General features: G+C 44.0%; 18 protein-coding genes and 1 pseudogene. 8 read left to right on the forward strand and 11 right to left on the reverse strand.

Annotated features, from left to right (window positions below):
• Positions 1-16: 16 nt before the first annotated feature.
• From L3V31_RS08580 to L3V31_RS08610, 7 genes are all read right to left on the reverse strand, one after another.
• A complete protein-coding gene (locus L3V31_RS08580; protein WP_237315663.1) occupies positions 17-1144 on the reverse strand; it encodes a succinylglutamate desuccinylase/aspartoacylase family protein in 1128 nt (375 codons plus the stop codon).
• Between the two features lie 152 nt (positions 1145-1296).
• Entirely contained in the window at positions 1297-2235 is a 939-nt protein-coding gene (locus L3V31_RS08585) for a carbamate kinase (protein WP_237315664.1), read from the reverse strand.
• A gap of 141 nt (positions 2236-2376) precedes the next feature.
• A complete protein-coding gene (locus tag L3V31_RS08590) occupies positions 2377-3795 on the reverse strand; it encodes a DUF1116 domain-containing protein (protein ID WP_237315665.1) in 1419 nt (472 codons plus the stop codon).
• Between the two features lie 2 nt (positions 3796-3797).
• Complete coding sequence (gene fdrA / locus L3V31_RS08595; protein WP_267135918.1) at positions 3798-5354, reverse strand: acyl-CoA synthetase FdrA; 1557 nt, start codon at positions 5352-5354, stop codon at positions 3798-3800.
• Positions 5355-5479: 125 nt separating this feature from the next.
• Positions 5480-6739, reverse strand: coding sequence for an ankyrin repeat domain-containing protein (locus L3V31_RS08600; RefSeq protein WP_237315667.1), 1260 nt, complete (start codon positions 6737-6739; stop codon positions 5480-5482).
• Positions 6740-6750: 11 nt separating this feature from the next.
• Complete coding sequence (locus L3V31_RS08605) at positions 6751-8304, reverse strand: xanthine permease (protein ID WP_237315668.1); 1554 nt, start codon at positions 8302-8304, stop codon at positions 6751-6753.
• 506 nt (positions 8305-8810) lie between these two features.
• On the reverse strand, positions 8811-10001 hold the full coding sequence (locus L3V31_RS08610; protein ID WP_237315669.1) for an MFS transporter: 1191 nt from the start codon (positions 9999-10001) through the stop codon (positions 8811-8813).
• A gap of 244 nt (positions 10002-10245) precedes the next feature.
• Between L3V31_RS08610 and L3V31_RS08615 the strand changes: the two genes are divergently transcribed.
• Complete coding sequence (locus tag L3V31_RS08615; RefSeq protein ID WP_237315670.1) at positions 10246-11115, forward strand: LysR family transcriptional regulator; 870 nt, start codon at positions 10246-10248, stop codon at positions 11113-11115.
• Positions 11116-11132: 17 nt separating this feature from the next.
• Entirely contained in the window at positions 11133-11993 is an 861-nt protein-coding gene (locus L3V31_RS08620) for a DUF2877 domain-containing protein (protein WP_237315671.1), read from the forward strand.
• A 156-nt stretch (positions 11994-12149) separates the two neighbouring features.
• On the opposite strand, the gene L3V31_RS08625 is transcribed toward L3V31_RS08620, so the two are convergent.
• On the reverse strand, positions 12150-12644 hold the full coding sequence (locus tag L3V31_RS08625; RefSeq protein ID WP_237315672.1) for a heme-binding protein: 495 nt from the start codon (positions 12642-12644) through the stop codon (positions 12150-12152).
• A 170-nt stretch (positions 12645-12814) separates the two neighbouring features.
• On the opposite strand from L3V31_RS08625, the gene L3V31_RS08630 reads away from it, so the two are divergent.
• Together L3V31_RS08630 and L3V31_RS08635 are read left to right on the forward strand one after the other, a co-directional pair.
• Positions 12815-13495, forward strand: a complete 681-nt coding sequence (locus L3V31_RS08630; protein ID WP_237315673.1) for a response regulator transcription factor — start codon at positions 12815-12817, stop codon at positions 13493-13495.
• The gene (locus tag L3V31_RS08635; protein ID WP_237315674.1) at positions 13473-14858 is read left to right on the forward strand and encodes a HAMP domain-containing sensor histidine kinase; all 1386 of its coding nucleotides are present in this window, start codon (positions 13473-13475) and stop codon (positions 14856-14858) included. The genes L3V31_RS08630 and L3V31_RS08635 overlap by 23 nt, the downstream gene beginning before the upstream one ends.
• A 99-nt stretch (positions 14859-14957) precedes the next feature.
• Here L3V31_RS08635 and L3V31_RS08640 read toward each other — a convergent pair whose 3' ends face one another.
• Both L3V31_RS08640 and L3V31_RS08645 read right to left on the reverse strand, forming a co-directional pair.
• On the reverse strand, positions 14958-15452 hold the full coding sequence (locus L3V31_RS08640; RefSeq protein ID WP_237315675.1) for a nucleoside deaminase: 495 nt from the start codon (positions 15450-15452) through the stop codon (positions 14958-14960).
• Between the two features lie 39 nt (positions 15453-15491).
• Positions 15492-16994 (reverse strand): cytosine permease, encoded by a 1503-nt coding sequence (locus L3V31_RS08645; protein WP_237315676.1) that lies wholly within the window; start codon positions 16992-16994, stop codon positions 15492-15494.
• Positions 16995-17715: 721 nt separating this feature from the next.
• Here L3V31_RS08645 and L3V31_RS08650 point away from each other — a divergent pair.
• Entirely contained in the window at positions 17716-17889 is a 174-nt protein-coding gene (locus L3V31_RS08650) for a hypothetical protein (RefSeq protein WP_237315677.1), read from the forward strand.
• Between the two features lie 235 nt (positions 17890-18124).
• Positions 18125-18724, forward strand: coding sequence for a Crp/Fnr family transcriptional regulator (locus tag L3V31_RS08655; protein ID WP_237315678.1), 600 nt, complete (start codon positions 18125-18127; stop codon positions 18722-18724).
• A gap of 60 nt (positions 18725-18784) precedes the next feature.
• Here L3V31_RS08655 and deoD read toward each other — a convergent pair whose 3' ends face one another.
• Complete coding sequence (gene deoD, locus L3V31_RS08660; RefSeq protein WP_237315796.1) at positions 18785-19492, reverse strand: purine-nucleoside phosphorylase; 708 nt, start codon at positions 19490-19492, stop codon at positions 18785-18787.
• Between the two features lie 183 nt (positions 19493-19675).
• Between deoD and L3V31_RS08665 the strand changes: the two are divergent.
• Together L3V31_RS08665 and L3V31_RS08670 are read left to right on the forward strand one after the other, a co-directional pair.
• A pseudogene (locus tag L3V31_RS08665) lies at positions 19676-19870 on the forward strand (IS5/IS1182 family transposase); the annotation flags it as partial.
• Positions 19871-20435: 565 nt separating this feature from the next.
• On the forward strand, positions 20436-21833 hold the full coding sequence (locus tag L3V31_RS08670) for a S8 family serine peptidase (protein WP_237315679.1): 1398 nt from the start codon (positions 20436-20438) through the stop codon (positions 21831-21833).
• Positions 21834-21836 lie beyond the last annotated feature (3 nt).

Genomic DNA, 21836 nt, shown 5'->3' on the forward strand with positions numbered 1-21836 from the left:
TTTCAACAACTCAATTCTATTTTTTACTTGGTATATCTTTCACGGTAACAGAACCAACACCCTCGTTGTCAGACAATTCCTTGGCAGGATCAAAATACACCACGGATCCCAATTGCATCCCCGCTTCGGCCATAGGGTTCTGAATAACCTGAATCACTAGTCCATCAGCTGGGCTGGTATATTGTTTGGCGACATGTCCAAAAGCATCATACTGAGTAAACATTAAGTCGCCTTTTTTAACCTTATCGAGTACCTTGATTTCCGGCACGACAAATCCACCGAACTCAGCCGTCACATCCAGCCATACATTCGTATCTACGATGTCTTGATAGGTCTGGTACTCCCCATCTATAACATCAGCGAATCGCAATAAGTTTATTGCTCCTTGCAGCGCCTTTTCTACCCATTCCGGTTCATATACTTCACGAGAGCCAATTTCCAGAGTGAATGCTGGTACACCGATAGAATTATATGCGCCAGAAACGGACGTGGTTCCCGAACTATTGATCGTCGCGTTAAGAGGGAACAATCGTGTCAGTTGTTTCACAGCAGGAATACTCAAATCTGAATAGGCAGCTAATGGAAATGTTGTCGGGTTAGCGGTATGCATATCTAACGCAAAATCAGCATTACCTTTTAGCAAATGGTTCCAAAGTGTATATGAGTAACGTTGACTGCTGCTAATGACCGAGTCCAATGCAACTTGACGATTAAGATTACTGTTTACTTTTACTGGACCAGAGGGTACGTACTCGCGAATATTATTTATCAAGCCAGGGATATTGTACTGATGAACGATTGTCACTGTTCCTGACATTTTTTCAGTATCGAGTTGTTGTTTGATTAAATTTGCCGTTAAGTAAGGGTTCATTTCGTTGGCATGTACCCCAGCGACAAACATAACAGCCTTACCTGGAAGCTTTCCTTTAATCACAGTTACCGGAACATAATAATACTGGCCTGTATTAATTTGGTCACCGGCTCGAAAAAAAAGTTCTGAGACACTATTATTATCAAAATCTTGCACATCCAGCTTTGTAATAACTTTTCGACCTTGAATTACATCTCCGTTATAAATAGTTTCCGCTATTAGTGGGGTGGAAATAATGGCAGTCATTAATACTGTGAGCGATAATTTTTTCATTCTATCTTCCTTATATAATACCGTTAATGGAATAGGAATTATTGTTTATATAAAAACAGTATCACTATTTTCATGTTAATAATTAAAAATAAAAAACTTACCCATAGCCTTTATTAATCGGCTATTTACGTAAATTAAAGTGACTGAAATATTCAGGAATAAAAGCTTATTCCTTCACCTTGAGTAATACGAGTACCTGATTCACCATTGATCACCGCATCCAACTGGTCTAACGCACCAATCGCTGCATAACCGTGCCCCCGATTGACAAAGCGACATACTGCATCAATTTTTGGCCCCATAGATCCTGCCGGGAAGTCATAGTTTGAGAGCTCTCTTGGTGTAGTCCATTTGATAGCCTGTTGGTTTTCCTGACCGTAGTTGAGGTAAACTGCACCATCAGTAAGAATAACAAACAGATCGGCATTAATTTGCTCTGCCAGTAGCTCAGCAGTAAGGTCTTTATCGATTACACATTCTACGCCAACCAACTTACCGTCTTGCGCTTCAAATACTGGAACGCCGCCACCGCCGCAAGCAATAACCGTGTTGCCGCTTTCTAGTAGACGGGTAATCTGTGCCGACTCAACGATATTTTGAGGTTGAGGTGATGCTACAACTCGACGGTAGTAGTCGCCATCTTTCTTGTAGATAGCCGCAGGGTTCTCTGCACGCAATGCTTCGATATCTTCGTCTCTATATACAGGCCCAACGAACTTGGTTGGATCGTCAAATGCACTATCTTCGATATCGACACATGTCTGGGAGAACATCGTTGTGATATGTAGTTGATTATCAGCATTGAATAACTCTTGCTGTAACATATAGCCAATCATACCGCAGGTTTGTGCACCCAACACATCCAATGGATAAGCGGTCACTTCTGGCTTTTGTTGTTGATACTGGCTATTTTGTTCCATAAGTAAGCCCACTTGTGGACCATTTCCATGAACAATAACGACTTCATGTTGCTTGGCAATTTCCGCTATCGCTGCGGCAGCTTTTTTAATATTGATACGTTGGTTTTCGGCTGTTAATGGTTGGCCGCGTTCTAATAAAGCGTTCCCGCCTAGTGCTAAAACAATTCTCATTGGTACACCTCTACTGTTAGCCCCCATCTAGACATAGAACATGTTTAATATTCTTAAAATTATCCGCTGGGGATTGCGCCAGCGTCTTCACTGGCGCAGTCATTAAGTGTTATGGGGCTAAGCCCCTCTCTATTCTCTTAATTACATCTTATTGGCAAATGCGAGTAACGCTTTCTCAAAACATTCGACTGGTGGGTTAGTGATACCACAACCGATCATGCCTACGCCTGGTTCTTTGTGAGCGATAGCGGTGTTGATGATAGGCAAAATGCCTGTTTCCAATACCTTACGCACATCAATACCAGACGAAATGCCTTTGAAATTAAGTAGAGGGATCGTGACGTTTGGGTTAGTGTCGGTCGTGATTTCATCCATTTGGATTGAGTAATCAATTGCTTCTCCCACTGTTCCACCAACCAAAGCAACGATTGCTGGTGCCGTTGCCATAGCAAAGCCACCAATGCCGTATGTTTCAGTGATCGCACTATCACCAATATCCAGGCCAGAGTCTTCAGGCTTGTAACCCGCAAATAGAGGACCAACCACTTTTTGCGCAGGTCCAGTAAACCAAGTAAAGCCAGGCATACCACTCATTCGAATACCAAACTCCACTCCGTTTCGTGCCATTGTGGTCACAATAGTACTGTTTTCGACACCGTGTCCCGCATCCAGTGCACACTTACACATTGCCATCCACGTAGGGCCAGAGAAGTAATCACTAGAAGCAATAAACTCGAAGACTTCGCGTTTTTGCTCAGTTGTGAAGTCTGTTTGTAGAATTCGTGGCGTCAGAGCCTGAGCCAATAATGCCGTACCCGCGTTGTTACGGTTATGGCACTCATCGCCCATATGCAGTGCTTGTGCTAGCATCAGGCGTAGGTCGATCGGCTCACCGAATTCCATCGCCGCTTTTAGCATTGGACCTAGTACTTCGCGCATCCAAATTAGACGCTCAACAACGCTCTCATCGTTTGCCCCCATACGTAGGATTTTCGCCATCTGTTCACTGAGGTTGGTGTACGCAATGTTACCGTAAGTTTGGTTCTTCACTACGTGCATGTACATAGATGCAGAAGTGACACCTGCCATTGAGCCAACGCAGTCGTGCTCGTGACAAGGCGAGAAGGTAATCTCACCTGAACCAGCAAGTCTGAATGCTTCATCTAAGTTGCTCGCAAGGCCTTCAAAAATCAGAGCACCTGTCACCGCACCGCGCATTGGACCATTCATATCTTCCCATGCAACCGGTGGTCCTGCGTGAAGGATTGTAGTTTTGGTCATGCCCGGAACAACATCGATCGCTCGCTCGTAACCTACCAATACTGGATGTGAATTAATGATGCGCGTTACCGCTTCTTCGTTTGCCGCCTCGATCTTGGCAGCGATTTCTGGCTGTGCCAATTTATCCAAAGCATCAATCACTGCTTTGTTACCACCAGCAATTGGCTGCCAGCTTACTTGAGTAACTGGCGCTTGTTGTTTCTGAATATCCTGTTTGAAAAATTCCAAACCTACGTTGATCACATTCAGATCCGAAAATAGTTGTGCTACTTTGCTCATTTTTATTCTCCTTTGCTCACAAAACCACGCGCCAGTAATCCGGTGTTCTGGCTACTGCTGGAGATAGTGACGCCCACTTGTGCCAGTTTCTCGATTTGTTCATTCATGTCTGGACTATCTAAATCCGTACCTAGAACATAACCAAGGATTTCTAAATGTTGGCCACGAGCTTCGGCTTTTTGTTTCGCTTCAATGATCGCTGGAAGCGTCACACCGACTGGATCTTCGTGAGAACCGTAGCCAATCACAAAATCAAGAACGATAACGCCGACTTCTGGATCGTCTGCTTCTTTAAGCAAACGCTCGATGCGTGATGATGGATCAATCATTGGATGAGGACGACCATTAGTGAAATCATCGTCACCAAAATCGATGAAGGTATGTGCTTGGCTAACGTTAATATCAGTCAAACGTTGTTCTGGTTTTTTCGCGATATTGCTGTATACATCTGAGAAATGCTCACGTGCTAACATCATCGATTCTTCACACAGAGTACCGCCACAGAATAGACCGCGGATGTACTTTTGCTCTGGTTTCAGCTTCGCTTTGATTTCTTCAATTAGGGGGAGATTAAGCGTGCGTTTGTTAATGCCTGCTTCGTCGATGCCCGCAAGGATAACCGCTTGTAGCGCAGCTTCTTTGGTGGTTTTCGCAAAATGCGCTCCTGCTTCTACCACAGGCGCTTCATCACCGCCAAGTAGACACACGACAACAGGTTTCGACATTGATTTCACTTGCTCAAGCACTTTGGCTTCAACGCTTTTCGCTGCTGGCTTAGAAACGATAAGTACAACTTCAGTGTTAGGATCGGCTTCAAGTGCACGTAAACCATCTAGCATCATGATACCACCAACGGCTTCGCTCAAGTCACGACCACCGGTACCCAGTAGCTGAGTTATGCCGACGCCAAAGTCATGGATTCGTGCTGCTACTTCCTGGCTACCTGTGCCCGATGCACCAACGATACCGATGTTTCCAGTGCGTACTTTATTCGCAAAGCAAAGGCCCACGTTATTGATGATCGCAGTACCGCAATCAGGCCCCATCATCAACAAACCCTTTTCATGAGCTAACGTCTTTAGCTCGACCTCATCTTCGACTGAAACGTTATCACTGAACATCAATACATGCAGATCATTATCCAGTGCCATTTTCGCTTCACGTCTAGCAAATTCGCCCGGTACCGAAATAATCGCAAGATTAGCTTCTGGCTGCTGCTTTAATGCACTTTTTAGAGTAGTAAATTTCTTATCTTGCGAACCGCCTAATCCAGCAGTGGCGTTATCGCCACCTTTTAATAATTTTTCAACTTCTTCTAGCGTCTGTTCACACGCTTCTTCACTAACTGCTTTAATAACAACAAATAGGTCACCGCTGTTCGAACTGCGAATTTCATCGTCCAATAAACCTACATTGTCTAATACACCTTTATTCATGTCGGTAGCCATTGCGACAAACGCCTGCTCGACATCTTTTAATTCATTGACTTTTGTAGACAAAGCCATTAACGACACCGAATCAAAATACGTATTTTTTTTGACTGTTACTTTAACGAACATATTCGCCTCTTTTATATCTTTACTTTATTTTGGCAATAGTGAACCCAACTCTGTCACTATTGCCACAAAGTGTGAATAACGAAATAATTTGTTTTAAATTATTCCAATTAATAAATCGTTATTTATTAATTGAGTAGTTGACGTTTAAATTCCAATAATTCACTTTCATCATCACAAACATCAATTGCATAATTTACGAGTATTAATGCTTGTTTATTTTCGCCAATTAACTCTAATGATTTTCCTTTATGTAAATAATACAGAGCATTGGTGGAATCATGAGTAATTGCATTTTCGATCGCGCATATCGCTTCACTATGTCGGCCCAATGAACGCAAGCTATTCGCCAAATGGAACGAGTAATCGTAACGATTTGGCTCCGCTGCTAACAATTGACGCATCGTGTCGACGGCGACTTCATGCATGCCCAACTCACGCAGGTAGTTCGACTTGTGATAGCGCACAAACGATGAGTTAGGATCCGCTGCGATCCCGAGATCAAACTCCGCTAATGCTTGCTCACTCTGTTTTGCCAAGCGGTAGCTATTGGCAATATACAAATGAAACTCAGCAGGGTTGTCACTCAGTGGCAAACCTTCGCGGTAAGCATCAACAGCTTCTTGATAACGGCCCAATTCCATTAACACGTAGCCGTGGTAGTAGTGATAACCTACTTTGTCATAAAAGTCAGATGGGTTCGCAACCAATATACCTAGTGCTTGCTCGTATTCAAAAGCGGAAATATGTGCTTTGACTTGACGCAATATGTCACTTTGGCGTTGACGCAGTGCTTCAGCGTCAGTCATTAGCTCGACAATTCTCGTTTGCTTTCGCGCTTGTGCATGTTGTAGCGCACTAATACCGTCACGATCTTTAAGGTGTTGATCTGCGCCTGCACCTAATAGAACCTCAATCACATCACCATACAAATAACCACCATCACCAAGAATGACCGCTTCTAGCAACGCAGACCAACCGAGTTTATTTGCGTGGTTGACCGGAATACCAGCCTCTAGGCTGACTTGTACAGTACGCAAAAAACCTTTTTCACTTGATGGTAGCAGCGGAGTACCACCAAAACGGTTAACACTAGTCACATCAGCACCATATTTGAGAGTTAGTGACAACAGCTCGTGAAAGCCATTTGCACCCGCACACAGATAAGGCGTTAGCATAGTCACATCGCGTGCATTAGCATCTGCACCCTTTTCCAATAGCAACGCAGCCATAGCAACATTATTATTTTGCACCGCAATCATCAGTGGCGTGCAGCCGTTGTCATCACGGGCGTCAATTAAGGCACCATTACCTAACTGTCGCATCACATCGTTCGGTGAACCTGCTTTGACTAGGTCGTGTAGTGATATTGAAATATTACTGTTCATAATGCTTCCCTTTACGCCGTTTCCGACTTCAATTTCTGTGCTTCTAATTCAGTTACATTTTCTTTCACGTTGGCAAAGTGCTTGATGCCGAACAGCCCAGCAAGCATTAAGTAGGAGTACACAAACATCATTGATTCGGGTTGAGCGAATCCAACACCATTTGCGTGAATGAAACCGATGATTGAAAGGAATGCCGCTATAAGTGCCGCTACCACAGCGCGCAGAGGCGTGTTATTGATAGCAAAGACCACCATACAACCCCATAGCAAGCTGGCAAGCGGTGCACCGTTACCTAAGCCGACCATACCTTCGTAGTAAATACCTTTAGCTGCCAGTGCATCAATTCCCACTTCATACGCGTTCGTGCCTGCCGTTGCCAATGTATTTTTGAACATGGTAAGTGCCCAGTATCCAACCCAAGGGAACAAGCAAACAAAGATAGCTGGAACTTCGAGTTTTGGTGACTCACGCACCACTTGGTTGGCAGTAACGATGCCGATGTAAACAAGGATTGGAGCTATAGCCGCACCTGGGATCAAGCTGAGTAGTAATGCGCCCAAGCCAAGCAGAGACACCACAAACATGATCACGCCGTTAAACAAGGTGTAACCAATACCCGCACCCATTTCTTTGTATGCCGCGTGCCCCACATATACCGTCACCGGGAATGGGTTACCTAAAAACGCACCAACCATTGAAGATAGGCCATTAACCGTCATGACTTTACGTGTTGGGTATGCATCGCCTGCCGCATCCGCACTTTCAATGTTCTCCAAGTCAAATACATAGTTCGCCAGACCTAGTGGTACTGCTGATGCCAAGTAAGGCAGTGCATGAGGGATGCCTTCAATGAAATCATCTATGTGCAAACCCGGAGGGTTAAAGCCCATATCAGACAACGACGCAACAATGGCCTCTGGCGACTGTAGACCAAATACCCAAGCCAGTACCGTACCGACAAGAATCAGTAGTAGACCGGTAGGGATTTTAGGAAACAGCGGCTTTGAGCCAAACCAGTTAATGAAAATCAAACCAAGAACCACAAACGACACAACCGGAGTGGAAAACGCTTGCAGCATTGGGTTGAGAGCCAATAATGTTAGACCAAGGCCCGCAAGACAGGACAGCAAGACGGTGCGAGGCACAATACGGCGAATCGCATCACCAAAGAAAGAGCCTACGAGCAGGATCATCGCCTCGACAAAACACCAAACCAGCGCAATCTGAATCGCAAACTGGGCGTTTTGCGTGGTTTGGTATACCGGCATAATCACCAAGAAGGTCACAGTAAAAATAGAGGGAGCGCTCGGACCAGAAGGAAGCGCCGTCACATCGTCACGCCCTGTTTCTTTTTTCAGCTTGTAAGCAAACCACGCGTAAAAAACACTCGCGCACATCACCGCAAAACCGAATGCTGGAGCCACTTGGCCCATCACAAAATCTTTAGGTAAACCAACCACAAAAAGCAGCAAGCCCATCATGGTTAATAAGTTAGTTAAGTTATTGGTAAATAGGCCAAAGAATGCAGCCCAATCGCCTTTTCGCCATATTTTTGTCATATCCATAGTTATTGTCCTAATGTTATTAACTGTTTTTTCATATCGTTAAAACAAGATTAAAACTAGCAAGATTGGATAAGATTTATAAATTAATAAAATGGATGACGATTATCTAAACTGGTAATAGCAACTCAAAAACACTACGCATTGAAACAAACCGATAACAAAACCGGATGAAAATAGTGGATTTATGTGATAACAGGCAAATTATTCCCGATTTCCTAGCGGAATCTTTAACGTTATATTTATGAAGCTAATCACACCAGCATTAAGCTCTGTGCTTACTTGAATATTTAAAATACAAATAGGCACGATTCAATCACTGAATTGTTATCTATGTAAATTAAAGAGTCTTGGTTATATTCTGGAATATGGAACTTTGAGCGGTTAATTATCAGAAGCTGAAAGATAAGAATTGGATTGAGATGAATGCCCAAGTAAAACAGAAATCACTTGGGCATCAAAAGCGTTCATGACAGCTGAGAGTCGAAGGCTTTGTGTAGCACGCTGGCTCAATGATTGGGCTCTGGCTGATGTTGTCGCAATTTAGGGAGACGTAAACAGAGTAATGTTGCAAACAATAACGACATGACTTGCATCATCCAACCGCTAGAAAACTCCCCAGACAACTCAACGAAAAGGATAAAAACCAGCGGAAATAAAGACGCCAATAAAAAGCCACCGCCTTGCATGATCACACTCAGCGCATTGGAATGTTCTAGGCTTTGATACCGCTCCAAGGCCAGTAACATACAAATAGAAAAACCGCCTCCCAACCCTATACCGCTAAGTGCTGCCCAAAGGTATGACAACGGCTGTGGCCAAAACATCACACCGAGCAACCCCAAAATTAATGACGTTAACATCGCCATCAGCCAAACACGCCGATCGCCATGGTGTTTGATTCTCATCGGCAATAGCAAGGCGCAGCACGCCTGTATTATCGACAACGCGAAGATCAAATGGCTGCTCTGCTCAGGAGCGAAACCCAGCTTCTGATAATACGGAGGCAACCAAGTCACAATTGACGCATACCCACCGTTAACAAGCCCGAACAAAAGCACCAATTCCCAAGTACTGATTTGCCGAAAAAGTTGTGTCCATTCGGTTCGACCGTTCGGTGATATATTTCTGCGCGGTAGTCCCACGCCAGCCAGTATCAAAGTCAGCAAACAGGGTAACGCCAACCAAGCCATACTTTCACGCCACGATAGGCCTTCACCGATTAGCGTCTGGCTAACCAACGCCCCCAACGCCCCACCAACCATTAGAGAGGCGGAGTAACAACCGACAACGACCGGCATCTGCTTTATAAAATGCTGTTTGATTAAGCGTGGTACACAAGACTGTATCAATGCCACCGCACCGCCACAAACAAATGTGGAGAGCAGTAGAACCGCGCCGTTTTCAGCAAACAGTCGCAGCGAGTTACCTATCATTAACATCAGCAGGGCCAAAAGCAAATAATTGACCTTTTCTGCAAGAAACGGAAAGCGAGTGATAATTAACGCCCCAGCTCCCATTAGCGCCATTGGAATTAACGTCAGCAGTGAAGTCACCGAATAGCCTAGCCCCGTATCCTGAACTATTTGCTCAATAGAGGGGCCGATTGCGACTAAAAATGGCCTTAAATTCAGTCCAATTAATATCACTATCGCAAATACTCTGATCGAGAGTATATTTTGCGTATATTTATCGTACATTTATCTATAGCATCGAATAAATTATTTGAAGAGAAAAATTTTACGTAGTCGCTGAGCAATAGTTAAATTAATCTTTTGAATCATGATCATTGATAAATCGAATGATGGTTTACTTTCTATATTAAAGTGTTAGTTTTAGAATTAGTTGCTTGGTAATGGTTTAAATTAAGCACTTAATTTCATACACAAAATTATTGATTAAAAATAAAACGATTTATATGTGGATATTCGAGGAAATGAGTTAATGAAATTGATCCACCCCCAATTACTACTCACTTATATCGCCGTTTGCGAAACAGGAAGCTTCACCCGAGCTGCAGACCGGATCCATAACTCGCAGTCCACCATCAGCCAACAGATTAACCGACTAGAATCGATCATCGGCGATACCCTGCTGATAAGAACGCCGCAAAAAGTCACCCTAACCGAAAAAGGCGAGTTTGTATTGCGCTATGCGCACCGCATCATTGAGCTGAACAGCACTATGTTGGACAACTTAAACGCCACTTCCGAACAGACCATTATTAAAATTGGTGTACCAGACGATCTTTCTGTCGACGTCACACGCGCCATTATCCCCTTCCAACAAAGCGATAACGTTCTATTTGAATTTACTTCAGGTCTTAGTAACGATCTTTATCAATCCTACTTAACGGGAAAATACGATATTGTGCTTGCCAAACAGCAGATTCTAGGTAACGCCTTTGCATTTCGCCACGAGCCTCTGCTTTGGCTAGATAGCGCTTCGGCGCCAGCGTTCCACCATCCCGTTGTTCCACTGGTGTTATTCCCAACAGGAGCGTTGTACCGCGACCATATTCTGACTTCACTCGACCAACTGGGCTACAGCCACAGAATCAACTACTGCAGCAGCAATTTATCGGCGATCATGACCGCATCCGCGATTGGCTTTGGTGTGACGTTGTTGCCTCGCACCTGTAAGACACACGAGCATGTCATCGTTGAAGAGCTCCAGTCTCTCGCTCCAGCCGACGATCTTTATTTAGGTCTCTATATTGCGGATATGCATAGCCCTGTCTTGCATAAAATCGCCACGACATTGGTTCGTTTATTTGAGCTTGAATACACGCACACTGGTAAACCGCATATATAACAGCAGTCACAATTAGAATGGACGTTATTAAAATTTCACAGCCTCTCTATAAAGCGTTAGAAGTTAAACCTTATATTTGTGCTCAAGTTCACTCCGTATTTAATTCTGCGTGTAATTTGAGCAGTGAGTTAGGGTTAATTTCCGTCATTAGTGAAACAAAAAGAATGAATCCGCGTGCTTTAATGGTCAACGATACGAATTGGTTTCAACATTTGCAGCCAAATCATATGGTTGAACTTATTTTTAGTCAGCAGGGGTCTACCCCTCGACCACACCAACTAAAAATTAATCCGCAGTCTGTGATCCAATTTTCTCCTTATTTGAGTCACAAAATCTCGTTAACCCCGCAGATAAAGACGACGATCTACAACTATTTATATGCCCATCAGAAAGAAATGGGCATCTACCCTTTACTGTGCCTCAGTGAAAAGTTGGCAATGTCATCCACTGTCACTTACTACTCACCTATGCTGTCGGATTATTTTCTCCCTAAGCTATTTACGTTTATAGATGCGGTAGCGAGACATTCTTTAGCCATTGATTTAACGTGCTTTGTTGGTTTTGGTTCAGGATTAACGCCTTCTTCAGACGACTTGCTAGTTGGCTTACTTTCAGTATTGGATGTGCTTGAACATCCCTATTTTGCCACCTTGCAATCTGCTTGTCTCAACGCAGTGGATAGAACCACTGATGTGAGTCGCGTCATGCTACAGTCAGCCTGTGAGCACCAATACAGCCAAGAGATAGTCGACCTATATTCCGCCATTAATAATGAAAAGCATATCGGAGAAGAAATTAGTCATTTATTAGCAATTGGACACTCTTCTGGGCACGATACCTTGTGCGGTATTTATATTGGCTTAACACTTTTCGCTTAATATATTCTAACCGTCTCTTTTATACCCAAGTAACTTCAGGATACTTGGGCCCGCTTTAGTCAGTAAATAACAGGGACTATCTATACTTAGAATGCAAACAAGCACAACCTTCAGGGAAGATTGTGCTTGCGAATATCAGAGGCAAAGCGATTTAAATTACAACACCTTTTTCATCGCATTTTCTGCACAAGCAGCATCGAGATGGCCACCAGGTGCTCCGCCAACGCCGATGGCACCAACGATCTTGCCGTTAATTTCAATCGGAAGTGCACCTTCCAAAAACAGAAGGTTATCATTCATATTTTGCAACGGTTGCATGATTGGCTTCTCAGCAATGAGCTTCATCAGGTTGCCCGTCGGCTGCCTCATACTTGCTGAGGTAAATGCTTTTTGACGTGAGCTGTCAAGAGTATGAACACCGGCGCCATCTGAGCGTAGCTGGGCAATCACGTAGCCTGACGGATCCACCACGGTCGCCGACACTTTATAGCCCTTCGCTTCACATTGGTTTACAGTTTCTTGAGCTAGGATGAAAGCTGACTTGGATGAAATTTGCTCCATGCTTACTGTGGCAGCTTTATCTGCAGCAAGAGCATTTGCGGAGAAAAATCCAAGCGCTGCGATTAAAGCAGTTTGTTTTACGTTGTTCATGTTTACTCCATTTAAACTATCGTTGTAATCAACACAGTCACTATAGCTGAGGTTCTATTGCTGTCGGCTTACGCAAGCATTACAAAATTGCAATATATAGTCATCAAAGGAAATATTATTGCTAGAGTGTCTCACAAGCACTCCCCGCTATTGAATGGAAAGAAAAACCAATGAAAATACTGCTAATTGAAGATGATACCTATATTGCGAAATTTTTGTTGAATGGCTTTCAGCAAGAAGGCGATACAGTACAACACGTTGCAAACGGCGTCGATGGACTACACGAAGCGTTAACCGGAGATTATGACGTCATTATTTTAGATCTAATGTTGCCACAAAAAAGTGGGCTTGAAGTACTCGCGCAGTTTAGAGGAGAAGGCCATACAACACCGATTCTCATCCTGAGTGCGAAACACTCCGTTGAAGAACGCGTTCAAGGACTCACATCAGGCGCAGATGATTATTTAGTCAAGCCATTTGCTTTTCCAGAACTGTTGGCAAGATGTCAGTCACTTGCTCGTCGGGGGAAACAAAACGTCTCTCAACCGCTAGAGTTGACCTACAACGAGTTAAAACTGGATCTGCTAAAGCATACCTTAAAACGAGGCGATATAGACATTCATCTCAATCAGCGTGAGTTCACCTTAATGAAGTTACTGTTAGAGCGACCAGAAGTCGTGATCTCAAAAACGGCGATATTGGAGCAAGTATGGGGGCATCAGTTTGATCCTCAAACCAATGTTGTGGACGTATTAGTATGCCGCTTACGAAGTAAGGTCGATAAAGACTTTGGTTCTCAACTTATACATACTCTGCGAGGAGTTGGTTATGTCCTCAAGTCACAGCATTGAGCAAGCGCTGAGTAAAGCACAAAAAAAGCTATTATTACACTTTATGGCGCTACTTTTCTGTTGCTTACTGCTAGTGGAATTAGCTGTCGGTGCACTATTTTTTTATGACCTTTACCAAACCGAAAAAAAAATCCTATCCTCGATGGCATCTGAGTATCAGCGGATTTTAACCTATGATTCTGAAGAACGCCTGATTCACGTATTGGAAGCCAATCCCCATCGCTTAATTGACAATGATATCACTGCGTTGCTGGTGGAGAATAATGACTTTAAAACACGTAAATTTATCGCTGGCGATGAAAAACTACCATTAGATATCAATCTTGACATACAGACAGGGGAAGACAAGAATTGGGGGCACTCCTTTATTTTTAACCCCTACACTACATTGAAGTTGGCAAGTGAAGCGCGTGAATTTTGGCTCGTACTTGATAACCGACAGCGCGATTACATTGCCTTCGAAAAGTGGCGGATGACGTTTTATGCCATGTTGGTCATGGTGGTGATTACCGCTTTATTTACACATAGAATTCTTCGTAATGCGATGACGCCTCTAATGACTTTAGGAAGTTTTTTAGAAAGGCTGCGCCAGGGAAAGAACGATGAGATCGAAGCAGTAACGGAGCCACCTGAAGGGCTGAATGTCATAAACGCCAGCGTGCATCAGGCGATAGCTCGATTGCAGCATACGACCACAACCCTGAATACCACCGTAGACGCAATAGCGCACGACATTCGAACCCCTTTATCAAGGATCATGTTGTCCTCACAATCAGCACTGATCGGTGGCGATAATTTCCACGCCATGCGAGATGCATTATCCGACTGCTCTGAGCATGCGATGCAAGCCAGCAACATGTTAACCGCACTCATGAAGCTAAACGATGAATTAATGGGTAAACGCTTACAACAAAAAGTATTAACGGACGTAAATGACGTGGTAAAAACCGTCAGTTCTTGGTATGAAGACGTGGCAGAGGAAAAACAGATTTCGTTGACGGTCAATACATCTGACAATGAGGCCACGATTCAATCTGACCCAGATAAACTCACTCAGGTACTGGTTAACTTAGTGGACAACGCAATCAAATACACTCCTGAGAAAGGCAAGGTAACGCTTGATGTGCAGTCCCAAGAAAATAACGCGGTTGCGATTTCGGTCACTGATACAGGTATTGGCATTGATCCCAATGAGCATGCACTTATTTTTGAGCGCTTATATCGTGTAGACAGCAGCCGTAGCAATACAGAGGGATATGGTTTAGGACTGTCACTCGCCGCCGCGATGGTGAACAACCTAGGTGGGAGAATAGAACTATCTTCACATTTAGGCCAAGGCAGCACTTTCACGATCGTCTTGTAATAAGTCTTTTGGGTTGAGCATTGCAGATAGTGGATAAAAGATAAAAGTGCTAGGGGTAACATTGCTCCTAGCACTAAATTAAGAACATTTAATGATGGATTAAGCTTCCACTTCTTCGTTCAAGCGGCGGAACTCAGCCCAAATTTCAGCACAATCTTCACGACCTTCCTCAAGGTGGATCATATCCAACGTTGAAGTGTCTGTTCCGTCTAGGTAGTTTCTCAGATGTTGGTCTGAGAAGCCATGCTCCGCAGCATCTACGTGAGTTGAAGCGTAATAACAAGTTTTGATACCTGCCCACATCATCACTGCTACACACATTGGACATGGTTCACACGTTGCGTACATCACACAGTCTGATAGGTCTAGAGTGTCCAGTTTCTTACACGCTTCACGTACAGCAACCATCTCAGCGTGGCCAGAAATATCAGTATCTTTAAGTACTGTGTTGCCCACGGCACAAACAACCTCACCATTTCGTGTCAAAGTCGCTCCAAATGGACCACCTGTACCTTGATTCATTCCTTTAAGAGTAGCGTCACAAGCTAGGTGAAAGTAGTCGTTCATGTCTTTATTGTCTTTTGTGTTACACATGCTGTTTCTCCGTTTATTAAACTGTATTAATCAAGTGAGTTACGCGTTTTTACTCGCACCTACTAGTAGATAACCAATAAATCCGATAGTTAGACCACTGAAGAATGCCCAACTGTTGATCGTGGCAAGGACTGGGATACCTGTGAACACCTTACCCGCCATAGTAATAATGAAGCTGAAAATCAATACGCCTACCGCACGTCGGTTCACACGACCTTCGTGACCACCATCGGTGCCTGGTTCCGGGTAAATAGCGTCAAGGTCTAGCTTTTGACGGCGTTCAAAGAAGTAGCTTGCCAACATAATCCCAGCGATTGGACCAAACATTGAACCGATAAAGCTGTAGAAAAGGAATAACATGGTGGTATTTTCAACAAACTTCCAAGGTAGGATTAATGTACCCACTACGGCAGCAACGAGACCACCTGTTTTCACGTTAAACAGTTTAGGGAACTGTGCGGTGAGCTGTAGACCTGAAGGCATCATGTTACCGAAAACAACGAAAGCCGTTGCCCCCACATTCATCGCCAAAATAAGCAGCATAACGATAAATGGGTTGCCAATTGAGTTGATCGCATCAACGAAGATGGTTGGTTTGTTCACATCAACTGCGCCGCCAGTAAGCGCAGAGAGAGAAGCCATAAAGCTTACTGTAACCACAGCGAATAGGATGTAGGAGACTAGCATACCGATCGGGAAACCTTTCATAGGCGCAGACATAGAGGTTGCGTTACGAGTGAAATCCCCTGTGTTGACGATAGGACCGGCCCAGTTAGACACAAGCATAGAAACGCAAGTAATAAAGCCTACGACCGTCACTTCAGTCCCTGCTGCCGGATGGTAACTGAATACCTCACCCAACCCACCTGCATTCCCAATAGCGAGGAACACACCAATCACCATCAAAACCCAAACAACAGGAGAAGCAAATGCAGAGAATTTATTAATAAGCGCTTGGCCAGAGAGGTAAAGAACAACAGTGATGGCGGTCATGATAGCGTATGAAATCGCAGTCGGGATGGCAAGATCGGCTATGGTGGCACCTCCCCCGATTTCTAAAAATCCAGGGAACAATCGAGCTAAAACAATATCAAGTGCTTGCGCGGAAGCGATGGTGGTGAGACCAAAAAACACAAAACCCGCGACCAAACCACGGATCATTGCAGGGAAAGCGGCTCCTTTGATACCAAAGGTATCACGGATTTGCATCGCAAACGGAATGCCATATTTTGCCGCAGCTCGACCGTTGTAAACATACCCCGCAGATACAATACATGCTGCAATGAGTATTGCCGCAACCACCTGCATTGCGTTAAGTCCGAAGGCAAAAAAACTGACGACTGTGAAATAGCTAAGAATGTTATGAATCGGTCCCATCCAAACGGTAATAAAGTTCTTCGTTTCCCATGTACGTTGTTTTTTTCCAAGTGGTAATACTTCTTCCGCATAGCCTCGCGCAGAAAGTCTTTCTCGGTCTTGATCTGTAAAGTCAGCAATATCCGCCGAGTGCGCGCCAAGCGCCATATTTTTTCCTATTTCCATCGCCTTGCCCTTTGCCATTAAAATACAGTTGCAATCTTTGATTTACGCCTAATTAAATTAGCAAGTAGAAAGGAGACGATGAAATTATTAAATTAAATCCTAGCTATTAGAAATAGCAATAATGGCAACAATTCCGAGAATATGAGTAACAAAGGCAATAAAAATACAGCACGCAAGGTTATTTAAGTTATATAACTTTGACACTAATCAATAACCCTCTTTTTTTGATTAAAAATAATTAATTTAAAACTATGATAATCATCACACGACTTTGTTTCGTACTTCGGGTGGTAAATCAACCGATCTTAAATTGAGCAGTTCTCAATCACTACACTGAGTTCCAGACATACCGAGCCCTGCTTGTTCAGTGCCTTAATCATGGTGGAAGCTCCGCCAAGTTGTGCGTAGTCAAATTGACCCGAAATGAATTCTTACTTCCTTTTTTATGACAGCAGCGGGACAAATATTTGCTTGCACCACTCACGTTTTAATGGGGGCGCCTTGGTTAGAAGCGGTTGCCACAGGCTCTATCATTAACCAAAAATGACTTAGAAATTATTCAACGGCACGACTCATCATCGGCCCATTGCCCCCTATCTAACATCTTCTTTTCTGACACTGCGCTGCCATGTCGCTAGATATTGGATAATGAGATTCAAGTTGGTCTCGGCTCTGATGTAGCCCCCCTCTCCGTACCGCTCACTGTTTAGATGATGTTTCGATGCGGTCACGAGAAAATGGTGTTGACTATCAGTTATCCGCTGAACAACGCTGTACTAAAGAGGTAATAGTCGCGCTACTCGAAGCGTACTGGATGGCAACCGTTGCTGGCGCGCAAAGCCTAAGAACCAATACTGGAACTATTGCGCAAGGCCAGTTGTTCGACGTTGTGTAGAGATACCAATAGCGATGCCGTTAATATTTTTCCAGTACTAGAAGTGTCCAAGACATCTTCGAGAAAATCATTGCCTATACCGATATAATCCATATTATTAAAGTATAGGTAAATGGACAGGCTGTTAAGCAATCACGTTAATACCTCAGTCGCCTAATCGCTAAAGTCGTGTGATGGCTTATGACTATACGTGACACTCCTTTACCAGTAACTATTGCAACTAGGAGTACCACGTTTGCAACATATCATCTCGGTGCTGGAGTCTTGTGGCGCCCATCAACACCACTACGAAAAAAATGAGTATTTACTAGAACAATCTGTCGCCGTTTCCTCGCTCCTGTTTTGCCTTAATGCTAACTTAACCATTTCATATATAAATAGTAATGGTAACGAGTTTATTTTAAAAATAGAGGAGAATTACACCGGATTTATCGGCGAGATGGAGTTTTTCCAAAAGGACAATCACTCACTCTTTAGCGTCAGATCCAACCAGCCCGGAAGTTATTACAAGCTAACAAAACCACAGGTATTGAAAGTACTTTCGGCAAACCAAACGGTGTTTTCCGATCTAATGAACCTAATGACACAACGCTATAACACTAACGTAAGAAAACTGATTGAAACACTCACCCAACCAACCAGAACCAGCATCGAAAATCAAATCCTCCAAGCACACAATCTATCTGGCCAAGACTATTTTGAAATGTCGTCAACCTTAAACTCAAAGAAACTCGGTATCACCCCACGCACTTACCGCAGAATTATTCATGACTTAATTGATGAAGGGATTTTAGAAAAGACAGGCAGGCGCTATAAGTTAGTAGGCAATTTGTAGACAACCTTTCTTGGCGTCGGATCGACAGAACGCCGCAGTGTATATGCGGCGCTGGCAAAGTTATTTAGTCGCCGTTTCTAGAGCCAAGATCATCATGTTATCAAACGATGTTTGTCTCTCTTGTGGTGTAAGCTCACCACCTTTTACCACGTGATCAGAGACGGTGAGAATACTTAGTGCTTTAACGCGATTTTTTGCCGCAATCGAGAACAGTGCGGCTGATTCCATATCTAGCGCCAATATGTTCATAGTTTTTAATGCTGGCATGAGGTAGTCAGGATCTTCATAAAAGAAATCATTAGTGAAAATGTTTCCGACTCGCACGTCAATAGACATCTCTTCAGACACATCCCAGCATGTTTTAAGCATCGAAAAGTCCGGTGCAGCTGCATAGTCGTAACCGGCAAACCTTGCACGGTTCATGGCATTGCCTGTGCTAGCCGCATTGGGAACAATAATATCCCTCAGCTTTATATCTTCTGCAATCGCCCCACAACTGCCGACACGAATTAACTGTTTCACGCCGTATTCATTGATTAACTCGTTCGAGTAAATCGCCATTGACGGCGTACCCATACCAGAAGCCAGTACAGAAACGGGCTTTCCTTTGTATTCACCAGTAAAGCCGAGTACATTTCTCACATCGCTCACTTGCTTAGCGTTAGACAAGTAGTTTTCAGCGATAAATTGGGCTCGAAGTGGGTCGCCCGGCATCAGAACTGTTTCAGCAAAGTCACCTTTTGATGCGTTAATATGAGGAGTCATGATTGTTCCTTTTTCTCTACCATTGCATCCATCCTATGTGCTCTTGAACTAAACAACACGGACAATTGTCCGCTGTAAAGCAAATTTAGGCCAAAACCCCGCTACAAAACCACAAACTGGCATCAGTACAGTAACTCTCTGGTTAAACGAGGCTCGCTTACATTTTGGATTGACGAAGAAGCGATAAATAAATGGAAACAAAAGTATGGTTACCACAAGCGCTCACTGTCTGAAACCGCCATGTACCGTGTGAAGCAACTACTCGGTTCATCACTGACTCTGCGTCACTACAACGCACAACTTGGGGAGAGTTACGCCATGATTAAGGAGTTAAACAAGCTTACAGGGCTCGGTACGCCTGAAACTCAGTATATTGTTTAAAATACAGGCTATTTAGATAGAGTTAACTCTTAAACTGAATTCGGCAACAAAGCCGTTATAAATCTCAAATTTAATGGTTTATGAGTTTAATTATAACGCTATCTCCTACTACGCTTAAAAGTAGATTAGCCGGACAGCTAGTTACCACCGGAAAAGCTTAATCTAGTTTGGAGCAATTACGATGAAACAGATTTTAGTTACTCTGCTACTCTCGCTGGCAGCGTTGATTAGCGTTACACCTGCCACGATGGCCGCTCCTCCTTCCGGAGGATATATTGTTGTTCTTCATGACTATATCGATAACCCGGCGGCGGCAGCCAACGAGATCTCACGCCAGGTCGGCGGCAAGGTCGGTTTTATCTACCAGCACGCCCTGAAAGGCTTTTCTATCACAGTACCGCCCCAGGCAGTGGCAGCTATGGAGAAAAACCCTACGGTCAAATATATCGCCACAGATGATCTACGCTATATTTCAGCTCAGAAAATCCCCACAGGTATACCGCGTATCAATGCTGATAGTAATACCAGAATTGATATTGATAGTGAGGATGATTTCCGGGTAGATGTGGATGTTGCTGTTCTTGATACCGGCATCGATTTTGAGCACCCAGATTTGAATGTCGTTGGCGGCGTTAATTGTGCAACAGGAGGACCGTTTAACACGACATGTGGTAGTGGTGGGGATGATGACCATTATCATGGCACTCATGTAGCCGGAACTATAGCGGCGCTGGATAACAATATTGGTGTGGTTGGGGTTGCACCCGGTGCCCGTCTGTGGTCAGTGAAGGTGTTAAACTCCAGAGGCAGCGGTTATGTATCATGGATAGTTGCCGGAATCGACTGGATAGCGGCTCAACCAGATATCGAAGTGGCCAATATGAGTTTGGGAGGTTTTGGCTTCAACCAGGCAGAATACGATGCGATTCAAGGAGCAGTTGACGCTGGTGTCGCTTTTGCTGTTGCGGCAGGCAATGAGGGCGATGATGCAAATAATTATAGCCCCGCAGCATTCGATAACGTGTTAACCGTAAGTGCCCTGGCAGACTTTGATGGTGTGTCTGGAGGTCTTGGCTCTGATACCTGCCGCCCAGATCAAGATGACACTCTGGCTGATTTCAGTAACTGGGGTACTTCCGTTGATATTGCCGCACCGGGGGTCTGTATTCTATCCACCTATCCACTGGAACAGGGAGAGTACGGCACAATTAGTGGTACATCCATGGCTTCGCCGCATGTGGCCGGTGCTCTGGCGCTATTGGCGAGTACTAATCCACCTGAAAATGCAGACCAAGTGGATGATTTATATTATACCGTAGTATCTTTAGGTAATTTGAATTGGAGCGACGATTCGGATGACGTGATTCAAGAGCCGCTACTGGATGTTAGTAACTTTTCAGCTACTCTAGCCCTAGTAGAGCAAGCCTCTAATCAAGCACCTACGGCAGGATTTACATATTCGATTGATAGTAATGATGCTAGCCGTCTTACCGTTAACTTCACTGACGGCTCTGTTGATAGCGATGGTAGTATCATAAGCCGGTTGTGGGACTTTGATGATGGTAGCTCGTCGACGAGTCTGAATCCAAGTAACACCTATGTTGGCTATGGTACCTACACTGTTACCTTAACGGTAACTGATGACGGTGGAGTAACAGATACCTACTCAGAAAACATTACTCTTCTAGAGCCTAGTGGAGCAGGCTATGGTATTGCTCTCAACGTCACATCTAGCAAATATAGAGGGACCATGACGGCTAATCTGAATTGGAATTGGCTAGACAACAGTGATCCTGTGACAGTAGACATATACCGAGATGGTAATTGGTTGCACGAGACTACTGATACTACTTTTACGGATGAATCCCTAGGTAAAGGCGGTGGTACCTTCTTGTATCAGGTATGTGAAGCTGGAAGTCAACTTACTGCTGATTGTTCTAATATAGGGACAGCGGAGTTTTAACCA

The sequence above is a fragment of the Vibrio sp. J1-1 genome, assembly GCF_021728395.1.
GTDB lineage: Bacteria > Pseudomonadota > Gammaproteobacteria > Enterobacterales > Vibrionaceae > Vibrio.

Bases quoted from the DNA above. Each gene is read 5' to 3' on its own strand.
- L3V31_RS08580 (WP_237315663.1), bottom strand. From the start codon at position 1,144: ATGAAAAAATTATCGCTCACAGTATTAATGACTGCCATTATTTCCACC.
- L3V31_RS08605 (WP_237315668.1), bottom strand. From the start codon at position 8,304: ATGGATATGACAAAAATATGGCGAAAAGGCGATTGGGCTGCATTCTTT.
- L3V31_RS08640 (WP_237315675.1), bottom strand. From the start codon at position 15,452: ATGTGTAACACAAAAGACAATAAAGACATGAACGACTACTTTCACCTA.
- L3V31_RS08585 (WP_237315664.1), bottom strand. From the start codon at position 2,235: ATGAGAATTGTTTTAGCACTAGGCGGGAACGCTTTATTAGAACGCGGC.
- L3V31_RS08650 (WP_237315677.1), top strand. From the start codon at position 17,716: ATGCGGTCACGAGAAAATGGTGTTGACTATCAGTTATCCGCTGAACAA.
- L3V31_RS08625 (WP_237315672.1), bottom strand. From the start codon at position 12,644: ATGAACAACGTAAAACAAACTGCTTTAATCGCAGCGCTTGGATTTTTC.
- L3V31_RS08620 (WP_237315671.1), top strand. From the start codon at position 11,133: ATGGACGTTATTAAAATTTCACAGCCTCTCTATAAAGCGTTAGAAGTT.
- L3V31_RS08610 (WP_237315669.1), bottom strand. From the start codon at position 10,001: ATGTACGATAAATATACGCAAAATATACTCTCGATCAGAGTATTTGCG.
- L3V31_RS08645 (WP_237315676.1), bottom strand. From the start codon at position 16,994: ATGGAAATAGGAAAAAATATGGCGCTTGGCGCGCACTCGGCGGATATT.
- L3V31_RS08635 (WP_237315674.1), top strand. From the start codon at position 13,473: ATGTCCTCAAGTCACAGCATTGAGCAAGCGCTGAGTAAAGCACAAAAA.
- L3V31_RS08600 (WP_237315667.1), bottom strand. From the start codon at position 6,739: ATGAACAGTAATATTTCAATATCACTACACGACCTAGTCAAAGCAGGT.
- L3V31_RS08590 (WP_237315665.1), bottom strand. From the start codon at position 3,795: ATGAGCAAAGTAGCACAACTATTTTCGGATCTGAATGTGATCAACGTA.
- fdrA (WP_267135918.1), bottom strand. From the start codon at position 5,354: ATGTTCGTTAAAGTAACAGTCAAAAAAAATACGTATTTTGATTCGGTG.
- L3V31_RS08615 (WP_237315670.1), top strand. From the start codon at position 10,246: ATGAAATTGATCCACCCCCAATTACTACTCACTTATATCGCCGTTTGC.
- L3V31_RS08630 (WP_237315673.1), top strand. From the start codon at position 12,815: ATGAAAATACTGCTAATTGAAGATGATACCTATATTGCGAAATTTTTG.